17 protein-coding genes, 2 tRNA genes and 1 riboswitch are annotated in these 19,180 nt (G+C 37.0%); of the genes, 10 read left to right on the top strand and 9 right to left on the bottom strand.

The window, feature by feature from the left end; genetic code table 11:
* Positions 1-34: 34 nt before the first annotated feature.
* Both DKL58_RS00610 and DKL58_RS00615 read right to left on the bottom strand, forming a co-directional pair.
* Positions 35-1,120, bottom strand: a complete 1,086-nt coding sequence (locus tag DKL58_RS00610; RefSeq protein ID WP_109585713.1) for a DUF4097 family beta strand repeat-containing protein — start codon at positions 1,118-1,120, stop codon at positions 35-37.
* Between the two features lie 88 nt (positions 1,121-1,208).
* A complete protein-coding gene (locus DKL58_RS00615; RefSeq protein ID WP_109585714.1) occupies positions 1,209-2,084 on the bottom strand; it encodes an alpha/beta hydrolase in 876 nt (291 codons plus the stop codon).
* 129 nt (positions 2,085-2,213) lie between these two features.
* Between DKL58_RS00615 and DKL58_RS00620 the strand changes: the two genes are divergently transcribed.
* Positions 2,214-2,723 (top strand): zeta toxin family protein, encoded by a 510-nt coding sequence (locus DKL58_RS00620; RefSeq protein WP_109585715.1) that lies wholly within the window; start codon positions 2,214-2,216, stop codon positions 2,721-2,723.
* Positions 2,724-2,796: 73 nt separating this feature from the next.
* Here DKL58_RS00620 and DKL58_RS00625 read toward each other — a convergent pair.
* A tRNA-Lys gene (locus tag DKL58_RS00625) sits at positions 2,797-2,872 on the bottom strand.
* 360 nt (positions 2,873-3,232) lie between these two features.
* Positions 3,233-3,305 (bottom strand) — tRNA-Lys (locus DKL58_RS00630).
* A gap of 140 nt (positions 3,306-3,445) precedes the next feature.
* Between DKL58_RS00630 and yycF the strand changes: the two genes are divergently transcribed.
* The 8 genes from yycF (at position 3,446) to DKL58_RS00670 (ending at position 13,059) form a co-directional block, all read left to right on the top strand.
* The gene (gene yycF, locus DKL58_RS00635) at positions 3,446-4,162 is read left to right on the top strand and encodes a response regulator YycF (RefSeq protein ID WP_109585716.1); all 717 of its coding nucleotides are present in this window, start codon (positions 3,446-3,448) and stop codon (positions 4,160-4,162) included.
* Between the two features lie 61 nt (positions 4,163-4,223).
* Positions 4,224-6,077 (top strand): cell wall metabolism sensor histidine kinase WalK, encoded by a 1,854-nt coding sequence (walK, locus tag DKL58_RS00640; RefSeq protein ID WP_045927378.1) that lies wholly within the window; start codon positions 4,224-4,226, stop codon positions 6,075-6,077.
* A complete protein-coding gene (locus tag DKL58_RS00645) occupies positions 6,067-7,401 on the top strand; it encodes a hypothetical protein (RefSeq protein ID WP_109585717.1) in 1,335 nt (444 codons plus the stop codon). The genes walK and DKL58_RS00645 overlap by 11 nt, the downstream gene beginning before the upstream one ends.
* Before the next feature lies 1 nt (position 7,402).
* Positions 7,403-8,230: a two-component system regulatory protein YycI gene (locus DKL58_RS00650; protein ID WP_109585718.1), complete on the top strand. Its 828-nt coding sequence runs from the start codon at positions 7,403-7,405 to the stop codon at positions 8,228-8,230.
* 14 nt (positions 8,231-8,244) lie between these two features.
* Complete coding sequence (locus tag DKL58_RS00655; RefSeq protein WP_109585719.1) at positions 8,245-9,042, top strand: MBL fold metallo-hydrolase; 798 nt, start codon at positions 8,245-8,247, stop codon at positions 9,040-9,042.
* A gap of 63 nt (positions 9,043-9,105) precedes the next feature.
* A complete protein-coding gene (locus DKL58_RS00660) occupies positions 9,106-10,314 on the top strand; it encodes a S1C family serine protease (protein ID WP_046331445.1) in 1,209 nt (402 codons plus the stop codon).
* Positions 10,315-10,805: 491 nt separating this feature from the next.
* On the top strand, positions 10,806-11,285 hold the full coding sequence (rlmH, locus tag DKL58_RS00665; protein WP_046331446.1) for a 23S rRNA (pseudouridine(1915)-N(3))-methyltransferase RlmH: 480 nt from the start codon (positions 10,806-10,808) through the stop codon (positions 11,283-11,285).
* A gap of 358 nt (positions 11,286-11,643) precedes the next feature.
* On the top strand, positions 11,644-13,059 hold the full coding sequence (locus tag DKL58_RS00670) for a glycoside hydrolase family 32 protein (protein WP_109585720.1): 1,416 nt from the start codon (positions 11,644-11,646) through the stop codon (positions 13,057-13,059).
* A 39-nt stretch (positions 13,060-13,098) separates the two neighbouring features.
* On the opposite strand, the gene DKL58_RS00675 is transcribed toward DKL58_RS00670, so the two are convergent.
* Entirely contained in the window at positions 13,099-13,752 is a 654-nt protein-coding gene (locus DKL58_RS00675) for an energy-coupling factor transporter transmembrane component T family protein (protein ID WP_109585721.1), read from the bottom strand.
* A gap of 9 nt (positions 13,753-13,761) precedes the next feature.
* Positions 13,762-15,120, bottom strand: a complete 1,359-nt coding sequence (locus DKL58_RS00680; RefSeq protein WP_109586975.1) for an ATP-binding cassette domain-containing protein — start codon at positions 15,118-15,120, stop codon at positions 13,762-13,764.
* Positions 15,121-15,159: 39 nt separating this feature from the next.
* Positions 15,160-15,250: riboswitch (TPP riboswitch) on the bottom strand.
* A gap of 141 nt (positions 15,251-15,391) precedes the next feature.
* Between DKL58_RS00680 and DKL58_RS00685 the strand changes: the two genes are divergently transcribed.
* The gene (locus tag DKL58_RS00685) at positions 15,392-16,330 is read left to right on the top strand and encodes an AraC family transcriptional regulator (protein ID WP_109585722.1); all 939 of its coding nucleotides are present in this window, start codon (positions 15,392-15,394) and stop codon (positions 16,328-16,330) included.
* A 35-nt stretch (positions 16,331-16,365) separates the two neighbouring features.
* Here DKL58_RS00685 and htpX read toward each other — a convergent pair whose 3' ends face one another.
* The 3 genes from htpX to DKL58_RS00700 all read right to left on the bottom strand — a co-directional run bounded on the left by htpX (position 16,366) and on the right by DKL58_RS00700 (position 19,050).
* On the bottom strand, positions 16,366-17,262 hold the full coding sequence (gene htpX, locus DKL58_RS00690; RefSeq protein WP_109585723.1) for a zinc metalloprotease HtpX: 897 nt from the start codon (positions 17,260-17,262) through the stop codon (positions 16,366-16,368).
* A gap of 17 nt (positions 17,263-17,279) precedes the next feature.
* Complete coding sequence (locus DKL58_RS00695) at positions 17,280-17,840, bottom strand: LemA family protein (protein WP_034980895.1); 561 nt, start codon at positions 17,838-17,840, stop codon at positions 17,280-17,282.
* Between the two features lie 109 nt (positions 17,841-17,949).
* Positions 17,950-19,050 (bottom strand): SLC13 family permease, encoded by a 1,101-nt coding sequence (locus DKL58_RS00700; RefSeq protein ID WP_109585724.1) that lies wholly within the window; start codon positions 19,048-19,050, stop codon positions 17,950-17,952.
* Between the last annotated feature and the right edge of the window lie 130 nt (positions 19,051-19,180).

Consider the following 19,180-nt stretch of genomic DNA (forward strand, 5'->3'; position numbering starts at 1 on the left):
CAATCTCGGGGGTCACATCAGCTGCGTCCTACTTTTATTTAATGATTATATCTCCATCCCTTAAGGTTGCTATTAACGAGTCACTTTGCATACTTTGACTGTTAAAACTATTGCCAATACTGGAATTACGATAAATAATGTCGCCACCGTTTACTTTAAGTTGCACACTGATGTCATGGGCAAGTTGACCTAACTTCAAATCGCCATTCGTACTCTTAACAATATTTTGATCGGTTAGCTGGCTTTTCCTGATCAGAACATCTCCATCCTGTGCTTGTAAACTGATGTTAGCATGGCATTGGTTAATTTCTATATCTCCATCATCTGTTTGGGTAATTATTTGCTTAAGGATGCTGCGTTTAAAACTGCCGTCTCCGTTTTGAACTTTACTGGATAACTGAGCAATTTTTGACTGAGTAACAAAGCAATCAGCGTTCTGGCCGGCAAAAATAAATTCATCTGAAACTCTGACATTATTGATGTATATGTCACCATTATGAAGGTTAAGTACGATGCTTTTTAGTTTTAGATTTTGCAACATGATGTCACCATTATGACTTTGTCCGCTAATTTTAGTTAAAGAATCTAATTTAGGAACAGTGATTTCCACGCGACTGACAGCCGTGAGCCTATTGAACATGATTACACTGTTTTTTTGCTCGATAGGAGTCTCTTTAACAACCAACGTTTGCTTGACTAAATTAGTTTCTATGGGTCTGCTACTGTAATCTGCTACGGTTATTTGAAATTGACTACCTTGATGAATAATTACATCTGTAGTCTTAACTGCCAATTTTACTTGATTGAAGTTTTCAAGGGCAATGGTACGCTTTCTGCGGGGATATCTTTTGACACGCAAGCCATTAAAGTAATTATCACTGGCATGGGGGTCATTAGCAGAGGCAGTAACTGCTGTTAAAAATTTAACATAATCCTGCTTGATTTCTTTTGCCAGGTCATCTGGCGTACCTAGTTCTTTAACTATTTCTTCTTTTGTTTGAAAATCACCGTCCAGCAGAAAATCACGGTAGAAGTCAAGTGTATATTTTTGTTCTGATGTAGATAAAGACGTCAAATTCAGAGCCAATTTGGAGATGAAATTTTCGATTAGTGGAGTCATCCTGTTTCTCCTGTCACTATAAAATATCTTTTTTCTTTTTATTATACGCTATAATTTATGAAAAAAATATTAAAATTGTTTATAACAACTATTTAGCCCACAGAAACTGACCGATAATCTGATCTACTTTGGAATTGTCGTGCAATTTACTGTGTTGTCCACCTGCACCTTTAATTTCAATTTCATGGTAATTTACTTTGCCACGCAACAAATATCGTAAAGATTGGGCTGAAACGCAACTGACGTCATCATCAGAATTGGTACCATTTTCTTTATTGCCAAAAATATTCAACACTGATACATTGTTTGGAAAGTTATGACGATGCGTTAAAAAATACTGATAGGATTGGGTCATATATTTTGGTTTCCCATTTTTAAGCAGATAATTGTGATTGGGCTTCTCATCTAAACCAATAATACCATTAAATGGCGCACCAAGATTGACCTGCTTTTTTAATCGAGGCAAATTGCGATCCTGTCCGTATTTTAACTGATAAGAGAGAGTCATGATATTTCCCATAGAATGAGCTACGGTATTATATTGCTTAATATGGTATTTTTGTTTTAAACATAATATCAGGTTGTGAAACCACTCTCGCGTTGTGTAATAGTTGCTGTTTTTATTATCTTGCAAAATTACTTGAATAAGCGGTCTTTTAGTTTTGCGGGGCCAATTTCCCTGTAATTCAACCTTACCTGCAGGAGAAATTTTAGCTGTTAATACCTTGTGTGCATCATTATGCTGTTCGGCATATGCAATCATTCCTGCACTCGAGCGAGCACCAGCACCATAGCCATGTAAATAAATGGTAGGAGTAGCTTTAAAATAAGCTTTTTTCGTATTGCCAGAATTGACTTCTTCCGTAGCCGTATGCGAACTTTTTTGTTCATAAGTGTGAAACAGGAAAATTGTAACTAAGAGTAAGCCTAAAATGCTTACTCCTATTAACCATTTTTTCTTCATTAATATTGCCTACTTTGCTAATTTAATGTATTAATTATATCTTATGTGTATTATTCTAATATTAAAAATGTAAAAGCTTAATAATAGCGTTAGCTTTTTAGACACTCGTATTGAAAGGAAAAAGATGCAATGACACCAATTTTTATTTTAATTAGAGGAAATTCAGGCAGTGGCAAAACTGTCTTAGCCAATTGTTTGCAAAATCATTTTGGCTACCAAAGATGTTTGCTTTTACATGAAGATTTATTGCGCCTTGATATTTTGCATGTTAAGGAAAAAGAGACGGCACCAACTGCCAGTCTGATAGAATTAATGATTGAATGGGGCAAACAATACTACCCTATAGTTATATTGGAAGGGATACTGCCCAAAAGGATTTATGGCACAACTTTAACTAAAATAATTCATGAATTTGGTGCAGGAGCATTTGTTTATTACTTAGATATTTCTTTTGCGCAAACTGTAAAAAATAATAAAGAAAAAGAAAGTCCTTTTCCGCTTGAGACTCTCGAGAAATGGTGGCTTGAACAAGATACACTTGGCGAAAAAGAGCGCAAGCTGACAAGTGCCACTGTCAAAGAACTGGCAGAACAAGTTCTAACGGATATTGCAGATTATGAAAACAAAAAAGGGGACTAGAAAGTCTCCTTCAAGCTGAATTTTTTAAAAGCAATAAAAAAAGCACCGACTACTTGCAGTGCTATTTTTATTATGGTGGGTGGCCAGGGGCTCGAACCCTGGACCCACGGATTAAGAGTCCGTTGCTCTGCCAACTGAGCTAGCCACCCGTCACCATTTCTGTTGACAGTTAATTATGATAACAATTAATTCGGCTTTTGACAAGGCTTTTGTATAAAAAAGTATAAAGAATTCTGCTTAACATTTGCTTAGGGCAGAATTTGTAGTTATAAAGCTATAGTTTGTTGCTTTTATTTGTTAATTTCATGAGGTTTTGCAAAAGTAAAGTGAGTAGATAAAATACTGTTGAATCAATGCTTTTGCTGAAAAAGTGCTGGATTAATTGTTTAAAACAATAACAAATATAATAGAATTGACAAATGAAACTGATCTGATATTATATAAAGGTTTAAGGTCTTTTGACAAACAAAAAAGGTAGCAACCAAGTGATTACTACCTTTAATTATCAATGGGTGGCCAGGGGTTCGAACCCTGGACCCACGGATTAAGAGTCCGTTGCTCTGCCAGCTGAGCTAGCCACCCATAAGCGTTATTACAAATAACCAACGGAGACTATTATGCTATTATTTTCACTGAAATGCAAGTTTTTTTATTAAATTTTGGTGACTTTTTTGGCTAATAAACTAAAAACCAGTATAATGATCACAAAAGGGGGCTTTTCGATGTCAAAGAGAATTCTCGTTGTTGATGATGAAAAACCAATTTCTGATATTATTAAATTTAATTTGACAAAAGAAGGGTTTGACGTCGACACTGCGTATGATGGCGAAGAGGCTATCAAGAAAGTTGACGAATATAATCCTGACTTAATGATTTTAGACTTGATGCTACCCAAAAAAGACGGTTTAGATGTAGCACGTGAAGTAAGACAAACTCATGATATGCCTATCATCATGGTGACAGCAAAAGACACTGAAATTGATAAAGTTTTAGGTCTGGAAATGGGCGCAGACGATTATGTGACTAAGCCTTTTTCTAACCGTGAATTAGTAGCGCGGGTGAAGGCTAATTTGCGTCGGCGCAATATCGTCAAAAAAGATGAAAGTGCTAGCGATGCCAGTTCCACGAAAAATATTACCATCGGCAATCTGGTTATTATGCCAGACGCTTATATTGTTGAAAAAGAAGGCAAAAAGATTGAGCTGACTCACCGTGAATTTGAGTTGCTCTATTATTTAGCACAGCATATGGATCAGGTAATGACCAGGGAGCATCTTTTACAGACTGTTTGGGGCTATGACTACTTTGGTGATGTCCGGACAGTCGATGTTACTGTACACCGTTTGCGTGAAAAAATTGAAGATAATCCAATCCAGCCGCAGATTTTAGTAACTCGGCGTGGTGTTGGCTATTACGTAAAACAGCCTAATGAAGACTAGCAAAGAAAGCCCCGCAATGTTTAGCAAGCGTGGCTTTCTTTTTATTTAATTTTGTAAAATTATGAAAAAAATCAAGAATAAGTTTAAACATTTAACTATTTCTATTAATACTACTTTAGCCATTGTATTTATGGCCATGATCATTGCCACAATTGAGGTTATTGGTGCTTATTTTACGCGCCAATTAGAGCAAAACAGTATTGAAAATTTTCAATCTTCAATTCAGGTTTTGCCCATTGTATCAAACCAATTGTCAACACAATTATTGAAAGACAATAAGCATACTGACAGTAATTTAAACAGGATTGTCAATGATTATAGCAATGGTATTGGCACAATTAGTGAAATTATTGTTGTAGACAATAAGGATATCATTCGTGCGGTTTCAAATTTAAATGATAAAAACCGGATTGGTCAGCGAGTCAATAATACGCTGGTAAAGCAGGTAACTTCCACTGGCAGGCAGGCAACTAAAGTAGTTAATAATCACGGCGATTATATGGTGCAGGTTACTCCTTTGAATGCTGGCAACGGTTCCGCTAATACTGTTGGTGCGATTTATGTGCGCGCGTCGATGCAGGGAGTTTTCAATGACTTGCGTAATATTTCACTGATGTTCTTAGTTACTTCTTTAATTGCGGCGGTAATGGGTGCCATTTTATCGCTAGTTGTTTCCCATGCGATTACTAAACCGATTGAGGAAATGCAAAAGCAGGCTCTTAGTATTGCTGACGGTGACTATTCAAGCCAAGTAAAGATCTATTCAAATGATGAGTTGGGTCAATTGGGGCAGGCTTTTAACACATTATCTGTCAGAATTGAACGTTCACAAGAAGAATCTGAAAGTGAGCAGCGCAGACTGGACAGCGTCTTGTCCCATATGAGTGATGGCGTTCTTGCTACTGACAGGCACGGTAATGTTAACGTTGTTAACCAGATGGCGCTCAACTTTTTGAATCAAACAGAAGATAAAATTATTAATAAGCCAATTGCTCAAGTTCTAGGTCTGAAAGAATCTTCGCAGGATTTAATCGGCAGCCAAAAGGGAATTGTGATTACAATCGGTCAGGGAACACGCGACGAAGTCATTTTACATGCCAGCTTTTCTCTTATTAAAAGGGTGACAGGTTTTGTTTCCGGTAGTGTTTGTGTTTTGCACGATATTACTGAACAACAGAAAAATGAAAATTCACAAAAGCAGTTTGTCTCTAATGTCTCTCATGAGTTGCGTACCCCGCTTACTAGTCTGCACGCGTACATTGAAACTTTAAATGAAGGGGCCTGGAAAGATCCCAATGTTGCTCCTAAATTTTTACAGGTAACGCAAGAAGAAACCGAGCGCATGATCCGAATGATTAGTGAACTTCTCAGCTTGTCGCGCATGGACAGAGGAGTTTCTAAAGTTGATGTGGAATGGGTTAACTTTAATGACTTTGTAGCTCATATCCTTGATCGCTTTGACATGATTGTCAAAACGGATAAAAAAGAAAACAAAAAATATACTATTAAGCGTGAGTTGGGCACACAGGCATTGTGGGTAGAAATCGATACTGATAAGTTTGCTCAAGTAATTGATAATATTATGAATAATGCAATTAAATATTCACCTAATGGCGGGACAATCACAGTTAAACTTCATTCTGAACAAAAGCGGATTGTTCTCAGTATTGCTGATCAAGGTTTAGGCATTCCACGTGAAGATCTGACTAAAATCTTTGATCGCTTTTACCGTGTTGACAAAGCCCGTTCTCGAGCTCAAGGCGGCACTGGTCTAGGTCTTGCGATTGCTAAAGAAATTGTGGAAGAACATCACGGTCATATTTGGGCCAATAGTAGTGAAGGCAACGGCTCTACTTTTTATATTGCACTGCCTTATGAACCAATGAGCGAAGGGGATGATTGGGATGAAGTCTAAATTTAAGCTCGGCGATGCGTTGCTTTTACTGGGGACGGTGGCTGTTTTCGTTCTCTCAATCGTTCTCTGGATTTTTATCATGACTAATGACCAGTATTTTAATCATATTAATCAAACAAACAGAGTAACTGAACAAACAAAAAACAGGCGTGACCGCATTGCTTCCAACCTGTATATCCCCACTAATTCTTATGGATTTAGAAACGGTCAGTTATATCGTTTATATGATGCTAAAAAGAATTTGCCCCTGGAATTTGTCAAAGAAATAAAAGGGGTAAGATACCGTAGTATTAATAAAATTAGCACTGGGAAAACGCAGTATGAAAAAATGCTGCATGATGAAAATTGTATTCAGCTAAGCTTTCCTAAAGAAGTTAGCATCAATCTGTTTACTAGGAAAAGCGTTAAAAAAGATGATGTACAATTTCGACGCGTCTTTGTGACAGACAGCAATAATTACCTTTACCTTGGAAATGATAAGACTTATACCGTTTACCGGGTTCATTTAATTAAAGGCAATTTTTCTAAACTACGCAATTATGCCAGCAGAGCTCAAGGCAGAGTTCCAGTAGAGTTTGTACGTCTAAAAAATTGTTATGAGGTATTCTTTACTAAGCAAGACCATTGGAAAATATACAGCTATCTTACTAATACCCAAACTGATTCGTATTTTGTCTCTCGGCTCCTTGGTACTACTAACGTGACAACCCGCTCTAATAAAAAAGGCTGGACTACGTACTCGCTTAATTACTATACCAATTTACGAGCTCCTAAGGCTAAAACTGAACGACATGATTTTCACTATACTCGGTATGAGAAGCGTAAAGGCATATCCCTTAATGATCAGCTTCTAGAGAGCGTAGATTTTGTTCATAAACTAGGTTTAAGCGAGCAGGATTTGCGTTACTTTGATACTGTGAATGATTCTATAAGCTATATTAACTATATTGAAGGCATACCAGTCTTTTGGGATGAAAGCAGTCCACAGGTTGCAACCACTTTCACTGAAGATACAGTAAAAGTTGATTTTAACAATACAGATTTGCAAATACCAATACCTTTTGATGGTCAGACGAAAACTTTGCCGACAAGTACAGCAGTGATGCAAAGATTAGTAAATGCCGGTATGAGAAAAGATGAAATTCAACGTATAATAGTGGCTTTTAAGGTTGAAAAGGATAATTCGCACGACCACTTGGTTAACCTGGTACCGGGATATTATGTTAAAGCATATGATGAGTGGAAGAGTTTAGCCGAATGGGAGAAAATAGATTTTCTGGCTCTGAATAAATATAGGCAGACATTAACGGAAGAGGGGAAATAAGATGGACCGTAAAAGAATAGAATGGTTATTTTTCGTCATTTTCTTGTTAATCGATATTTATTTAGGAATTGAAATTTGGCGTTCGCCTATTAGCTTGAGCAATACTTCCGGTTCTACTACAACAAGCATTCGTGCCGAGATGCGAGCTGACGGAATTGACGTGCCCCTGCATATTTCACATAAGCAACAATCTGGTTATTATTTAGCTGTTAAAAAGCGTGATTATCTTTCTGGTAAAAGCAGTAGTCTTACACAAGTTACAACCCATTATTCCAAAAGTGACAATTCTTTAACTGGGACACCTAAGTCCATGATTCTACTTAGTGGCAACCGCAAAAATAATATGCAGCAGCTGGAAGATTTTAAAAACGATCCTAAAAATGTACCCTATGGTAAAACTTTTAAGTTTGAACCCAGCATGTCTGGTGACAATACATATTGCTATGTGCAAAATACCGCTTATGGTCGCATTTACGACAGTGATGCTCAATTAACAATTAATGTGCGCAATGATCAAATTATTAACTATACTATTTCCTATATGGGTCCTATTAAAGCAGTTCGTGAACCGCAATTAATTATTAGTGCTTGGCACGCTGTTAAGGCAATGTATACTGACAGGGAAATTGCCAACAATTCGCGGGTAATGCGAGTTAGTTTAGGCTATTCTAAATTAACCGATGTTCGCGGCAGTACAATTTTGCTGCCTACATGGCTAATTCAAGTTGAAAATAAGACGACTAAGAACATCACTGTTAAAAGAGTTAATGCATTTACAGCACAAATCTTGCAAGGTAGCTCATATAATGTTAATGTACAGAAAAATTAGGAAGGGATAATGCGGTGCAGGTTTCTGTTTTAGCCAGCGGTTCGACTGGTAACACCAGCTTAATTGAAACTGGTCAGCATAAAATTTTAATGGATGCAGGTTTATCAGGTAAAAAAATTAAGACTTTATTGAGTGAAGTTGGCGTTGACATTAAAGACATTGACATGGTCTTTTTAAGTCATGATCATTCAGATCACAGCAAAGGACTGGGAGTTTTAATGCGTCGCTACCCTCAAATTGCGGCTTTTGCCAACAGTGGTACTTGGGAATATTTAACTGAAACACAAAAAATTGGGCAAATACCGGTTGAACAAATTAATATTATTGAGCCGGGGCAAACCAAGACTTTTGGCGATTTGGATGTGACAGCATTTGCGACTAGTCACGATGCGGCCCAGCCGCAATATTACGTTTTCACCAGTGGTGGTAAGCGCATCGCTTTTTTGACAGATACCGGCTATGTCTCTCGTAAAGTAAAAAGCGTGATCGAGGATGCGGATGCCTATCTCATGGAATTTAATTATGACGACATGATGTTGCGTAATGGCCCGTATTCCTGGGGCTTAAAGCAACGTATTCTGTCAGATGTTGGTCACTTATCAAATGATGATGCCGGGCAGGCTTTGCTCGATGTGGTGACAAGTAAAACCGAACACATTTTTTTAGCACATAGAAGTCAGCATAATAATACAGCAAAATTGGCTTATAATGCTGCTAAAAAAATAATGGTTGACGGGGATGCTAACTTGCCGAGTGATGTTAAAATTGTTCTGACCGATCCGATCCAGCCAACTAATTTAGTACAAATTTAAGGAAACTTTTTATCTTTTTTCAAGATTTGTTAGTATAGTAAAAAGATGTGTAAAGGAGATTAAATGATGAATAATCAAAACTCTGGTCATCAGCAACATGGTTTTATGAAAACTGCTATTGTTGGTGTTGTTGCCGGATTAATCGGTGGTGGTGCTTCATATGTGGCCTTAGATCAAATTAATAACGCTAATATGAATAATAATGCTGAAACTAGTATTAGTTCAAATAGTGCCAAGACTTCCAGAAATAGTGCCAAAACCAGCGGAACAATGACGCCGGCTTATAATGATGTCAAAGGTGCTGTGGTTTCAGTTATTAATATGAAACGGCAATCAAGCAGCAGCAACTCGATTTTCGATATTTTTGGCGATGACGATAATGACAATAAAGGCAAGGGGAAATTGCAGACCTATAGCGAGGGCTCAGGTGTAATCTACCAGAGATCTGGCAATAAAGGCTATATTGTAACTAATAATCACGTTGTTTCTGGCAGTGACAAAGTGCAAGTCATGCTGTCCAATGGCAAAACAGTTAATGCACGTATTGTGGGTACGGATGCTACAACGGACTTGGCTGTTCTTTCCATTGATAGCAGCTATGTAACTCAAACAGCTGAATTTGGCGATTCTAAGAGTTTACAGGCTGGTCAAACGGTAATTGCAGTTGGTTCTCCTCTTGGCAGCGAATACGCTTCTACGGTTACTCAAGGAATAGTTTCGGCTCCGGCACGAAGTATCACTACTTCTTCTGCTAATCAGCAGACGGTTATTCAAACGGATGCCGCTATTAATCCGGGTAATTCGGGTGGTGCCCTAGTCAATTCTGCGGGGCAAGTGATTGGTATCAACTCAATGAAGCTTTCGCAATCAAGTGACGGTACATCAGTTGAAGGCATGGGTTTTGCCATTCCGTCCAATGAAGTGGTAACTATAGTTAATCAACTGGTTAAAAAAGGCAAGATTGTCCGTCCTCAACTAGGTGTTAAAGTGATTGCTTTGCAAGGCATACCTTACAGTAACAGAAAGCAACTTAACATTAAGTCCAATCTGAAAAATGGTATTTACATTGCTTCTGTTTCTAAGCACAGTGCAGCGTCTGCGGCAGGAATTAAAACTGGTGATGTAATTATCAAAGTTGACAACAAATCTGTGTCAGATGTAGCTTCGTTACACAGTATTTTGTATAATCACAAAGTCGGAGATACCATCAATTTGACCATTAACCGTAACGGCAAAGAGATTAATTTACGCGTAAAATTACAATCTGATTAAGCAAATAATATTCTAGAATTAAGTGATAAAAAGGCTATACTATGCGATTTCAAACATAAGTATAGTCTTTTTCTTAACATTAATACTGGGAAACATAAAAAAGTTCGAAATTTATTGCTGTCAAGCAAAAAACATAGCTAAAAATCTTGTTGACAATTGTGGATAACTTTGTGGATTGTGCATAAAATGCGAAAAAACGGTTGGGATAAATTGTGGATAACCTGTGAATTGTGTGTAAATAATAGTGAAATTTAATTAGTACAAACAGTTGTTCAAGGCTTAACAGCAGTATTTGAGGTCCAAAAGTTTGTGAAAAGCAACTATGAAAAATCTGTATGTGGGTAAATTAAGGATGATAAATACCAAAAAATTTTCAAAACACAATTTGTTCGCTTACTAAAGGTCAAAACCACAAAATGTAGTTTTGAGCTTTACACAGTTGTGGAAAAAGCAAGTGGAAACTTTGGGAATTGGGGGATAAAATAGCTATTATGAATATTAAAATTGTTTGTGTAGGCAAGTTAAAAGAAAAATATTTTAAAGATGCAATCGCTGAATATCAAAAAAGGCTGAGTAGGTTTGCTAAAGTGCAGGTGGTTGAGGTGGCCGATGAGAAGGCACCGGAAAAGTTTAGTCAAGCAGAACAAAATAGCGTTAAAGAAATAGAAGGAAAAAGAATCCTGAGTAAAATCAAGGATAAAGAATATGTTTTTGTGACTGCAATAAAGGGAAAGCAGAGAAGCAGTGAAAAATTCGCGCGGGAACTAAAGGATCTGGCCACCTACGGACATTCGGATTTGACTTTTGTAATTGGAGGCAGTTTGGGCACCAGCCCGGAAGTAAACAAGCGGGCCAATGATCTGCTGAGTTTTGGCGAATTGACTTTGCCACACCAGTTGATGCGGGTAGTTTTGATTGAACAAATCTATCGCGCATTTATGATTAACAGTGGCAGCCCGTATCATAAGTAAACCAAATGGCATTTTAAAAAGTGTATAGGATTGATTTTTAAAATATATTTAGGATGGAATTTTAGTATGAAAAAAATTGGAATCCGTGAAGTTGCTGAAGAAGCACAAGTTTTAACGGCTACGGCTTCACAATTTTGGTAAAAGATGGTCAAGAATTGCAGCAGTTGACCCACAGGCATAGATGGATTTAAAGCTATTTAAGCAGCTGGTAAGCAAACTGCTGTCATGGTATTATTCCCTGAATATAAAAATGGCTTTGCCATCAAGAACAAGGATACAGAAGTAAATCACGGCTATTTAATTTTGCAATTAAACAAGTAAGCGAACTAAAATTTATCAAAATAAGGAAGAAACAAAAATGCGAGTTCCAGCAAAAATTACTAATGAACGTTATCGTCTTAATTACCACGTTTCTACGCCTTCCGGATGGATGAATGATCCCAATGGCTTTTCGTATTATCAAGGCTACTATCATATTTTTTACCAGTATTATCCCTATTCATCTGAAAGAGGACCGATGCATTGGGGACACTATCGCAGTCAAGATTTGATTCACTGGGAAGAACTGCCAATAGCGCTGACACCAGACAGTCCTGAAGATGACAATGGCTGTTATTCCGGCAGTGCGATTGCAAAAGATGATCGTTTATATCTGATCTATACTGGCAATCATTATTATGATGTGAATGATCACAGCCATTTTTGCCAAACGCAAAATGTTGCATACAGTGATGATGGTATTCATTTTACAAAATACAGTGGTAATCCAGTGATTGCCGTACCACCGACTGATAACTCACAGCACTTTCGTGATCCGAAAGTATGGCAACATGGGGATTCATATTATATTATTGTTGGCAGTCAAGATAAGGCAGGATTGGGTCGTGCAATTACTTATAAGTCAACTGATTTATTGCACTGGGAATATTTAGGACCAATTGCAGTTTCTCAGGAAAGAGATAATGAAGGATATACCTGGGAGTGTCCGGATCTTTTTTCACTAAATGGGCAAGGTGTTCTCTTATGTTCACCGCAGGGAATTGCAGCAAAGGGTAAAAAGTATCTTAATCTTTACCAAACGGGATATTTCATCGGCAAGATGGATTATCGTCAAAATCAGTTTGAACACGGAGTGTTTCAAGAACTTGATCATGGCCACGACTTTTACGCAGCGCAAACCATGTTAACACCCGATAACCGGCGCATTGTCTTTGGCTGGCTTGATATGTGGCATGCTGACTTTCCTGAACAGGCTGATGGCTGGTGTGGTGCTTTAACCTTGCCCAGAGAACTAACTTTAAAGAATAATCAGCTATATATGAAGCCGGTTAAAGAATTAAAACAGCTGCGGCAAGAAAAAGTAATTGATGAAAAGTTGATGACTTCGTTAAAGCAGATTAATGTTTCTGATCCGCAGCATCTGGAAATGCTTTTGACAGCTGAAACTGAAGATTGGTCTGGCAGTGAGATTAATTTTATACTCAAAAATAAGCAGGAAGATTTAGTAACACTCACTTGGAACAAAGGGAATAACGAAGTGGTTTTAACTCGAGCTGATAAACCCATAGATGATTCTCGACGCTATGGTAGATTAAGACCAAAGTCCAATCTGAAAATCCGGGTATTTATTGATACCAGTTCAATTGAATTTTTCTTAAATGACGGTGAGCTGGTATTTTCAGAACGGTATTATACTTCTGAAAAACCTCAGATTTTCGTCAATGCAGATCAGTCAGTCAAAATAAATGTCACAGGCTATACTATGGCAAAATAAATTAGGCCAAAGAAAAAGCGGACACGCAGGTCCGTTTTTTTATTTTAAGGTAAATAATGCCAGGTTAACTAAAAACAGAATAACAATCAATTTAAGCCAATCACTTTTTTGAACAGGAACAGGCACGATAACTGAGCGTCGAGCGCTCTCACGGTAGCCGTGAGAAGCCATGCCCTGTGCTAAATTTTCTGCCGAATTAAGCGCAACAAGAATAGCTTTAAAATATAAAACAGGTGACCAAAAGCTTAAATAAACTCCCCTCATCATGCCGGCAGTGCGTATTTGTTTAACGGCTTCCTTCATTCTGGGGACGATGTTAAGAGCGGCTAAAACTCCATAGGCAAACTTGCTGGGTAAATGGAAATTTTGCTCAAAAGAGCGTGCTAATTCCGTGGCAGTAGTTCCTATTGATACACAGTAGATAGTCAGGGTATAGACGTAAATCCGACTGGATAAACTCAGTGCATTTTGCAAATTAGGCTGAGGTGCAAACCAATATAAAGTAGCAAAAACCGTAAATGCAGCAATTAAGGGCATTAATAACGTTAAAAGCAGGTTCTTTACTTTGATGTGTTTGTAGATTAGATAAATTATGGTAAAAAAGATGATTAAAAGATTGGTTAACAAGCTTGATTTAAGAGATATTTCTATAGAAATTATCAGTGCTAGAAAAAATTTAAAACTGGGATTCATAATTACACCTCATTTATTCACATAAGTTAAATGCTGGTCTTTAAAGCTGAGGTGATAGTCACACCAATCTGCCAGATTCCTTAGTTCATGACTAATAATTAAAAGCGTTTGACTGCGTGCTTTCTGACTTTCTTTTAATAAAGCCATTACTTTGTTAGCAGAGTCCGCATCCAGGCCATTAAGGGGCTCATCAATTAGCAATACATCCTGATCGGAGATCAACATTAGTAAAATTTGCAGTTTCTTTTGTTGCCCGCCAGATAATGAATAAACCACGTGGTCAAGCAGTGAATCAAGTTTAAGGGAGATTAAAGCCTCATTTATTTTGTCATCAGTGAAATAATTGTTGGTTCGCTGCTTTTTGCTTAAATTGATTTCATCCGCAACAGAAACGTTGATAAATTGATCGGTCGCATTTTGAAAAATTTGCCCCACTTTAAGGAGATACTTGCGAGCTGATAATTTACTGATTTCCTGCTTGTGATAAGTTAAACTGCCTGCATATGGGATCATTTTGGTCAGTGCATTAAAAAGAGACGTTTTGCCAACCCCGTTCGCTCCAGTAATAAGAGTGGTTTTACCAGAAAAGATATTTAAATGTTCCTGCTGTAAAAGCAAACGATTTTGTGTAATCTCTGTATTTTTGAGTTTAAAACAAATTTCTTTGTCATCGTTAGGGATGGCAAAAGTATAAGAAACGGATTCCGTATTTTTTTGCAGCAGTTTTTCTTTTTCATTAGCAGAAAGTTGCACCAAATCTTTACCTTGAAATTGAAACAGATTATCGCAATGGCCTTCATAGTCAGTTAATACGTGATCACTTAAAATAATTGTTTTCCCTTGATCACGCAGGTGAGCTAATTTAGCAATTAAGAATTTGCGAGCAGCTGGATCACAGCTGGCAAAGGGTTCATCAAGTAAAAAAAGATCGACATTCATCGCAACAAGTACAGCTAAAGCAACTCTTTGCTGCTCGCCGCCAGACATTGTATTAATTTTTTGATCAAGCAAATAATCAATCTGTGTGAACTGAACAGCTTCATTCAAGCGTTTTGTATACTGCGTTTTATTAAGACAAAGATTTTCAAGTGCAAAAATTATTTCTTCTCGCGGTGTTGTCATCGTAAACTGTTCACTGGCATTTTGAAACATCATAGCCGATTTTAGTCCGCCTAAATTAACGCTGCCTCTTAATTGGCCCGCAAACTCAGGATATAAATTTGCTAGAATTTTTAATAATGTAGATTTGCCACAGCCGGTTGGACCAACCAATAGTGAAAGTTCACCAGTGGGAATAGTGAGATTAATATCTGTTAATATTTTATTTTGCTTATCATATGAAAAAGTCAGGTTGTTTAATTTAATCATTTTAGTTACCAAAAAAATCGTCAGGATAAGGCCTGACGATGTAAAATCTTTCGTTTTCCCTTCGCTGGCATTATCCATAGCAGGTTCGACGGGTCTGTTCTCAGCCTCTAGGGCACCCCGATGTTAAATTTATTATACATAAAAGAAAAATAGATGTCTACATACACAAGTATTCTCTCCTTAATCTAAATATCAAAATTCTATTAGTAAGATGAAATTTTGCTATATAATAAATCTATATATTTTAAAATTTGCATAAGAAGGTGAAATAATGGCAGCTGTTAAACTTGAACAATATTTAGCCAGCATTTTGGATTCAACTAAGTCTGACACTAATGAGGTAAGAATCAAACCCAAAAATGATAATTTTGATTTATTTAGAGCGTTTTTGGAAAATCGTAATACTGGGGTTCATCGCTACCAAACTACAGCTTCAACTATATTATATGAAGCTCAGGGCTCGGTAAAAGCCAGAATCAATGATGAGGATTTCTTGCTTAAAGCCGGCAATATCGTATTTTTACAGAGAAAAAGTGATTATGAAATATTGCGGCAGGGAGAAAACGACATATTAGTTAAGTTAGAATTTGACCATAATTTCAAGATGCTGGATTTTCTCGGAAGCTATTCTGCCATGAGTCATCGTGAAAAAAAGGTGTTTAAGGAAATTACTGACGCTTACAATCAAAGGCGCTTATTATTTTTAAACAGTACACTTTTGTCTAAATCTGCCAATGCGCTAAAAAAAATAATTGATGAATATCTTAATCAGGATTTGTATACTCACAATGTGATCTTGGCAGAACTAAACTTGCTTTTAATTGCCGCAATTAGAAATCAAGACTTAGTGACAGGTCCTGTGACTGATCACCAATTTGTTCAGACTGATTTAGAAAATTATATTGATGCGCATTTTACTGACATAACGCTTAATGAAGCAGCCAAACATTTTGGTTTCAATCCTAATTATTTTTCAAGTTTGGTTAAACAAAAAACTGGTAAAAGCTTCGTAGAGCATGTTGATGAAAGGCGTATGCAAGAGGCGCGCAATTTGCTTGCACGACCAGATATTTCCGTCAAAGAAATAATTGCACGGGTAGGTTATAGTGGCAAGTCCTTCTTTTATAAAAAATTCAGTGAATATTATCATGAAACGCCAGTCCAAATGCGAGCTGAATTATTTAGACAGGCAAACATCAACTTAAAATAAAAAGCAACCTTGACTAAAAAGGTTGCTTTATTTTATTACATTTTTTCTAAGCGTTTGATCCTGTCAGCTGTTGGCGGGTGACTGTCAAATAAATGAGCAAAACTGCGCTTTTTGCGTACAGGATCTTCAATATACATGCCGGCACTGCTGGGGTCGGCTTTCTTCATTGGCTCAGAACCGTCAATCTTTTCTAAAGCAGAAATCAATCCTTGTGGGTTGCGGGTTAATTCTACTGAAGAGGCATCAGCCAGATATTCACGATTTCGCGATAATGCCATTTGCGCTAAACTGGCACAAATAGGACCCAGAATTAACACAAATACAATAGCCACGATCTTAAAAATAACAACAATAGTACCACCACTGTCGTTATCACTGTCGCGATCATCATCAATCCACCAAATATAACGACTGGCAATACCTGATAAATAAGAAATGACACCAACTAATACTGCGGCAATAGTAGAAACTAAAATATCATAGTTTCTAATGTGCGAAATCTCATGACCTAAAACGCCTTCCAGTTCTTCGCGGCTCATCATGTCAAGTAAACCTTGAGTAACTGCCACAGCAGAGTGGTTGGGATCGCGTCCAGTCGCAAAAGCATTAGGACTGGGATCATCAATAATAAAAACTCGAGGCATTGGTACCCGACCGACCAGTGCCATATCTTGTACAACATGCCACAATTCCGGATTATCTTGTTCATGGACTTCTTGAGCGTGGTTAAGACTCATAACCATATTAGCCGGGTTAGGCAAGACAATTAGCATGTAGATTAGACTAAAAATCACAGCAATAATTAATCCTAAAACAGGACGATCACCAAAAAGATAACCCAGTCCTGCCCCTACAAGTGCTAAAATAATGACAAATAATCCCATAATCCCAACGGTTTTACGTTTATTGCTGGCAATTTGTTGAAATAACATAAAAACTGACCTGGTATTTAAAATTTAACTTTAGGTACTTCTTTTTCCGATTCATTAGTTTGTAAGTAGTCAACTTTCTTAAAACCGTGAATGTGAGCAACAATGTTAGATGGGAAAGTTAACAACTTTTGGTCGTAAAGTGCAGCAGATGAATTGTAAAGTTGTCTCGAATAGGCAATTTTGTTTTCTGTGTTAGTCAATTCTTCTTGCAGTTTCAAGAAGTTTTGGTTGGCTTTAAGGTCAGGATAGTTTTCTGATAAGGCAAAAATTGATTTAAGGGCATCAGAAATCTGATTGGAAACTTTTAAAGTTTGAGCGTGATCATCGCTGGGAATATTAGTTAACTGATTACGCAACTGAACAACATTTTCCAATGTTTCTTTTTCATGTTTGGCGTAGCCCTTAGTTGTTTCGACTAGGTTGGGAATCAAGTCGTTACGCCGCTTCAGTTGTACATCAATCTGACTCCAAGATTCATCGGTGTATACTTTGGCTTTTTGTAAACTGTTGTAAACTGTAATATAAAGTGCAATTAATAAAACAACAATAATTACAATTACCCAAGTTAAACTATTCATAGTATTCCTCCTTATATGTATCTCTTAATTATAACTGATTAAGGACCTTTTGAATATAAAAAAGAAGCTTATACTATCTTTCATTAGCAAAGCTTTACTAAATTGTATCTTAAATTAATAAAAGTCCCCAGCCCACAACGGTTAAAACAATCAGACCAATAAACTGCATTACAGACCATTTCTTAAAAAATTCGCTTCTGGAAACTGTCGCATTTTGAGTAAAAGTTTTTAAGACCAGCATATTGGCCATTGAACCGATAGGAGAGCCAAAGCCGCCAATGTTAGAACCTAAAAATAACGCTTCAGCGTAAGGAGTAAACTTACCAACTAAAATAGTCGCAGGCACATTGCTGATAATCTGACTGGAGATAATCGAAGTGAAGTAAGTTGAGCTTTCCGAATTAATCATCGTATGTATGATGCTGACAATCAGCGGGATCTGTTGAATATCACTAATGAAGATGAAGAAACAGGTAAAGGTTAATAGCAGAGCAAAATCTACTTTAAGCAAAATTCTGGGATTGATTAATAAGGCTAAGATAATTGCAACAATCATCGGAATTACCACATTAATGACCTTAAATACACCTAAGAAAAATAATGCAAATACTGCCGTAGTAATGATTGTAGGTCTTAAACTGATATTGATCTGTTTAATATCTTGTCTGGGAATTTTTTTACGAGGGATAAAGTAAAAAATAATAAACGTAATGAATAAAGCCATTAATAAATAGGGCAAAGACCAGGAGAAAAACTGCAGGGCATTAACAGAATATTTACTGACCAAAAAGATATTATGGGGATTACCCCAAGGAGTAAAAGCAGCCCCAATATTTGCACCCATACCAATTAAAGTGACAGGCAAAATTTGTGGCAAGTCACATCTTTTGGCAATATTTAAATACAGGGGAATCAATGTAAGCGCTGTTATGTCATTGCCAAGAAACATCCCAGCAATAATCGCTAGAAGCGTAAACAAGATGTTTAATTTCTGCATATTGTCGGCAATACTGGTCAGTTTATACGCCAACACGTCCAGAACGTGCAAGTAAGCGTATATTTGAATAATGATTAGCATCGCGGCGACTGAAAAAATCGTATGTAAGTTGATATCCTCAAGCCGCGGTCTAGCAAAAAAAAGACTGATAATCGTTATTACAAAAGTAATCTGCAGGATTTTATCACTAAAAACCTTTTTCAAGACGGTCATAAAATGTCCCCTTTCACAAGTTATAATCATCTATAATCGCTATATACATTTTGACCTTTTTTTCTGTTATACGCAATAATAAATTTTTCATGGTGAAAAGCACTTTTACTATAAACATAATTTTTGACAC

The sequence above is a fragment of the Lactobacillus kullabergensis genome (genome assembly GCF_003151025.1).
Taxonomy (GTDB): domain Bacteria; phylum Bacillota; class Bacilli; order Lactobacillales; family Lactobacillaceae; genus Lactobacillus; species Lactobacillus kullabergensis.